Source organism: Albimonas sp. (genome assembly GCF_055129145.1).
This window is the reverse complement of record NZ_JBSRTQ010000210.1, coordinates 1-5596: the sequence shown is the minus strand read 5'-3', so window position 1 is coordinate 5596 and position 5596 is coordinate 1. Positions and strand designations below refer to the sequence as shown.

The window sequence follows — 5596 nt, the reverse complement described above, 5'->3', positions numbered from 1 at the left end:
CGAACCACCCGACCCGACGCCGCGATGCAATCACGCGCAAGGGGCAAGCCGGCGAAGCTCGGCCCCCCGGCAGGATCAGGAGCAGTCCCCCGTGGCCATCAAGACCGTGACCCCGACCCGAACCTCGCCCTCTTCGGCGCGCCCCCTCGCCGCCGACGCCACCCGCCGCGGCGCGCTCGCCGTCTTCGGCGCGGCGGCGCTGATGACGCTCGGCGCCTGCGCGCTGAACGGCCGGGCCGCCGCCGCCGAGGACGCAGAGGTCATCGACCTGCGCGTCGCCCATGCCCAGCAGCGGATGATCGACACCGTCCCCGGCGCACGCGAACTCATGGGCCGCGCCAAGGGCGTGCTGATCATCCCCGGCATCACCAAGGGCGGGCTGCTGCTCGCCGGCGCCTATGGCGAAGGCGCGCTGAAGATCGGCGAAGCGACGGTGGGCTACTATTCGATGGGCGCCGGGAGCTTCGGGCTTCAGGCCGGCGTGCAGAAATTCGACCAGGCCCTCTTTTTCATGACCACCGGCGCGCTGGAGAAATTCCGCCGCTCCGAGGGGTGGGAGATGGGGGCCGACGCCGAGGTGGTGAACATCGACAACGGCATGGCCGCCTCGCTGACCACCACCACCTCCCAGTCGCCGGTGATCTCGGTGACGTTCGGGCAGCAGGGTCTGATGGCCGGCGTGTCCCTCGAAGGCGCCAAATACACCCGTCTGCGCGAGAATTGATCTGGCGGGTCGGCGCGGGACGCCCCCCCGCGCCGACCCTTTCGCGCGCCATCGCGAGGGATCGAGCGCCGCGCGGGCCGGCGCCCCCGCCGGCCCGCTTTCAGCTCAGCCGCTTGATCAGGCTCGACGTGTCCCAGCGCCCGCCGCCCATCTGCTGGACCTGCGCGTAGAACTGGTCGACCAGGGCGGCCACCGGCAGGGTCGCGCCGTTGGACCGCGCCTCATCGAGGCAGATGCCCAGATCCTTGCGCATCCAGTCCACCGCGAAACCGTAGTCGAACTTGCCCGCCAGCATCGACTTGTGGCGGTTCTCCATCTGCCAGGACCCGGCGGCGCCCTTGGAGATCACCTCGACCACCGCCTCGCCGTCGAGGCCCGCGGCCTGGGCGAAGGCCAGCCCCTCCGACAACCCCTGCACCAGCCCTGCGATGCAGATCTGGTTGACCATCTTGGTCAGCTGGCCCGAACCTGACGGCCCCATCAGCTTGCAGGCCCGCGCGAAGCAGCCGATCATCGGCTCGGCCTTCGCATAGGGGGCGGCGTCGCCGCCGCACATCACGGTCAGCACGCCGTTCTCCGCGCCCGCCTGCCCGCCGGAGACCGGGGCGTCGATGAAATCGGCCCCGTGCTCGGCCGCGAGCGCATGCAGCTCGCGCGCCACGCCGGCCGAGGCGGTGGTATTGTCGACGAAGATCGCGCCGGGGGCGAGCCCCTCGAACGCGCCGGCCGGGCCGGTGGTCACGGCGCGCAGGTCATCGTCGTTGCCGACGCAGGCGAAGACGAACTCCGCCCCCTCCGCCGCTCCGGCCGGAGACGCGGCCATCGCCCCGCCATGCTTCTCCACCCAGGCTTCGGCCTTGGCGTGGGTGCGGTTCCACACCGTCACCTCGTGGCCCTTGGCCTGAAGGTGCCCGGCCATGGGAAAACCCATGACCCCCAGTCCGATGAACGCGCATTTGGCCATGTCGGGATCCTTCCAGCTCGGGCGCGTCCTGATGATCGGGGGCGCGCGGTCCGTGATAGGGGTCAGGCGCACGCATCGTCGCGCGCGCCTGAACGGGCTGGAAACTGGCCCTCGGGAATGGTCAGGTCAAGCGCACCGGGAATCGGCCGGGCCCGACCCTCGCGGTCCGGGCCGCCCCCGGACCCAGCCCCCACGCGGGACGCGGCGCAGGACGGACCTTGGCTCAGATCTTCAAATGGCTCTCGCGCCTGTTCGGCGCGATGGCGGTGCTGGCGGCGCTCGCCTTCGGGCTGGTCTGGATCCTGCTCGGCGGCTCGCTGCCCGATTACGACCGGAATTTCGAGGTCGACGGGCTCGCCGCCCCGGTCACCCTGCTGCGCGACCTGCACGCCGTGCCCCATATCCGCGGCAAGTCGGAGGCGGACGTGTTCTACGGGCTCGGCTTCGCCCATGCCCAGGACCGGCTCTGGCAGATGGAGACGTCGCGCCGCGCCGCGGAGGGGCGGCTCTCGGAGCTCTTCGGCGAGGTCACGCTGCCCATCGACCGCTTCATGCGCGCGCTCGACCTGCACGGGCTCGCCCGCCGCTCCCTGCCCGCCCAGACGCCGGAGGCCCGCGCCGCGCTCGAGGCCTACGCCGCCGGCGTCAACGCCTTCATCCGCGCGGTGTCGCAGGAGGCGCTGGGGCGCGGGGCCCCGGAATTCTACTTCTTCGCCGATCGCATCGCGCCCTGGACGCCGGGCGACAGCCTCGCCATCGCCAAGCTGATGGCGCTGCGGCTGACCGACCAGGCGGCGGCCGAGGTGCGGCGCGCCGCGATCTCGCTGCGTCTGCCGCCCGAGCGGCTGCGCGACCTGCTGCCCGACTATCCCGAGGCCGCGGTGATCGAGCCGCGCCAGGCCGACGCCCGCCCCCCCGCCCCGGTCCGGGGCGAGGATTTCGCCCGGATGCTGGGCGCGGTCCCGCAGGGCGGTCCGCTGAGCGAAGAGGCCGCGGCCCTGCGCTTCCCGCCCCCGGCCGGCCCGCCGACCGGGCCGCAGGCGATGCCGGCGGCTGGCAAGGGCGGGGCGTCGAACGGCTGGGCGCTCGGGCCCTCGCGGGCCGCGGCGGGCGCGCCGATCCTCGCCAACGACCCGCATCTCTGGCTCTCGGCCCCGTCGCTGTGGTATCTGGCACGACTGGAACTGCCCTCGGGCGGGATCATCGGGGCGACCGTGCCGGGCATGCCGCTGGTGCTGGTCGGGCGCAACGCCGACTTCGCCTGGGGTCTGACCTCCGCCTATGTCGACGACACCGACATCTACATCGAGAAGATCGATCCCAAGGACCCGTCCCGCTACATCACGCCCGACGGCCCGGCCCCTTTCGCGGAGCGCCAGGAGCTGATCGGCCTGCCCGACGGCGGCGAGGCGGAGGTCACCCTGCGCTGGACCCGTCACGGCCCGGTGATCCCGCCCGACCAGCTGGGCGTGGGCGACGTGACGCCGGACGGCCATGTCGCGACGCTCGCCTGGACCGGGCTGGCGGAGGGGGACGCGTCGTTCTCCGCCGGCTACGCGCTGATGAAATCACGCTCGATCGACGAAGGCGCCGCGGCGATGCGCGCCCATGTCGCCCCGGCGATGAACCTGTTGCTGGCCGACCGCGAGCAGGTCGGCATGATCGCCGCAGGCCGCGCGCCGCTGCGCAACCCGAGCTCGCCCGGCCGCGGCCGCCTGCCCGCGCCCGGCTGGATCGCGGCGAACGACTGGCAGGGGTTCCGCGACCCCGACGACCTGCCCCGGGTGATGCGCCCCGAAAGCGGCGCCGTGGCCAACGCCAACAACCGGACCGAGAGCCGACCCTACCCCAACCACCTGAGCTTCCACTGGGGCGACCCCTACCGCATCCGCCGGCTGGAAAAGCAGCTCGCCGCCCGCGACTTTCACTCCCGCGACTCCGCCGCCGCGCTTCAGAACGACGACGTGTCGGAGATGGCCCGCGCGATCCTGCCGCTGATCGCCTCGGACCTGTGGTGGACCGGCCCCGTCGCCCCGGAAGATCCCATCGCCGCCCGCCGACAGCAGGCGCTGGAAATGCTCGGCGACTGGAACGGCGAGATGTCGGAACATGCGTCGGAGCCGCTGATCTTCGCCGAATGGATGCGCCGTCTGACGCCGCGCCTGATCGAGGACGAGCTCGGCCCCGACGCCCGCCGCTTCGACGGACCCCAGCCGGTGTTCGTGGAGCGCGTGTTCCGCAATCTCGACGGCGCCGGGATCTGGTGCGACATCGACAAGACCTCCGCGGTGGAGACCTGCGCCCAGATCGCGCAGCTGGCGCTCGACGACGCGCTCGGCGCCCTCTCGGAGCTTTACGGCTCCGATCCCCGCGGCTGGCGCTGGGGGGAGGCGCATGAGGCGCGCCACGATCACGAGGTTCTGGGCCGCTTCGGCCTGCTCGGCCTGATCGCCAACATCCGGCACGAGACCTCGGGCGGCGACTACACGCTGATGCGCACCCAGAGCCAGGGAGGCCCGGTCGAGCCCCATGTCGCCCGATTCGGCGCCGGTCTGCGCATGGTCGTCGACTTCGCCGATCCCGACAGCTCGCGAATCATCATTTCGACGGGACAATCGGGCCATCCCTTCTCGCGGCAGTACGACGATCTCAACGAGCTGTGGCGCCGGGGCGACGCGATCCGAATGTCTCTGGATTTTCAGGATGCCGAGGCCGGCGCGCTGGGTCTGACGCGGCTTTCGCCGAGGTGACGCCACGTGGCGTGAACAGAGGGGCGGATGTGGAAACGACGCCCTTCCCGCAAAATGAATCCACGGCGATTCTTGCCTAATCCCCCGAAAGGACCGATATAAGGCTTGTCCGCGGTCCGATGCGGCCGGAACCCCCATGGCGGCTGCGTGTCACCCCCCAAGGAACCCAGCGCTGTCGTCACCGGCTGCAAGCGTTTCCCCACACTCAGGGCCGCGGACACCCCTCCCCCAGAGAACGGGAACCTGGCCGTCGCCGCTGATCCGGCCCGCGTCAGGCGCCCCGGCGGTTCGCGCCGCCGAACACCCCGTTGACCGCGGCCACGCCGAGGCAGGCGAAGCCCACCGACAGCCAGCCCGTCGCCGCCGGCGCCTCGCCCAGCACCATCAGTCCGCCGAGCGCCGCGCCCATCGGCACCAGCGACGCGAAGGCCGAGGTCCGCGCCACGCCCAGCACCCGCATCGCATAGCCGTAGGCCGCGATGGAGCCGATGCCGGCCAGCAGGCCATGGGCGACGAAATAGCCCGCGAATTCCAGCGGGCCGAGGGTGTGCAGATGCAGCCCCTCGACCGCCGCCAGCACGATCAGGAACGGCGAGGAGTAAAGCGCCATGTAGGCCGTCGCCTCCAGCCCGGTGAGGGTGGTGGAGCGGTAGGCGATGGTGAAGGCCGCCCAGCCGCAGGCCGCCGCCGCCAGATAGGGGGCGCCGATGAAGAACCCACCGTCGCCGCGCAGGGCCGCGGGGCCGACGACCAGCGCGATGGACACCGCGATCAGCCCCAGCCCGATCAGCCGCACGCCGCGCACCTTGGCGCCCGAGACGAAGTAGTCCCAAAGCCCCACCAGCAGCGGCAGGGTCGCGGGCACCATCGGCCCGAAGAGCGCGGCGGGCACCGTCTCCAGCCCCTTGGCGATCAGCAGGATGAAGGGCGCGCCCCAGCCGGCGGTCATGATCCACAGCGCCAGCTGCGGCTGACCCTTGGGCACGATGCCGCGGCGCAGCCAGACCGGGGACAGCAGCAAGGCCGGCACGATGATGCGCAGGACGGCGGTGTCGACCGGGGCGAGCGTCGCCCCCTGCGCGCGGGCCACCACGATCCAGCCCGCCCAGACCACCACGGCGAACACCACCGCGACATAGCCCCTCCAGGCCGGGACCG

4 protein-coding genes are annotated in these 5596 nt (G+C 72.1%); 2 read left to right on the top strand and 2 right to left on the bottom strand.

The window, feature by feature from the left end:
- The first annotated feature begins 91 nt into the window (after window positions 1–91).
- Window positions 92–724 (top strand): lipid-binding SYLF domain-containing protein, encoded by a 633-nt coding sequence (locus ACTB72_RS20180; protein ID WP_463038818.1) that lies wholly within the window; start codon window positions 92–94, stop codon window positions 722–724.
- A 100-nt stretch (window positions 725–824) separates the two neighbouring features.
- Here the strand turns inward: ACTB72_RS20180 and ACTB72_RS20175 are convergent, their stop codons facing one another.
- Window positions 825–1688, bottom strand: coding sequence for an NAD(P)-dependent oxidoreductase (locus ACTB72_RS20175; protein ID WP_463038817.1), 864 nt, complete (start codon window positions 1686–1688; stop codon window positions 825–827).
- A gap of 218 nt (window positions 1689–1906) precedes the next feature.
- Here ACTB72_RS20175 and ACTB72_RS20170 point away from each other — a divergent pair, with 218 nt between their 5' ends.
- A complete protein-coding gene (locus ACTB72_RS20170) occupies window positions 1907–4438 on the top strand; it encodes a penicillin acylase family protein (RefSeq protein WP_463038816.1) in 2532 nt (843 codons plus the stop codon).
- A gap of 271 nt (window positions 4439–4709) precedes the next feature.
- Here the strand turns inward: ACTB72_RS20170 and ACTB72_RS20165 are convergent.
- The coding region (locus ACTB72_RS20165; RefSeq protein WP_463038815.1) for an EamA family transporter at window positions 4710–5596 on the bottom strand (887 nt) is incomplete at its 5' end.

What these genes read in the sequence shown, in the direction of transcription:
- ACTB72_RS20175 (WP_463038817.1), bottom strand. Translation starts at nt 1,688, where the DNA reads ATGGCCAAATGCGCGTTCATCGGACTGGGGGTCATGGGTTTTCCCATG.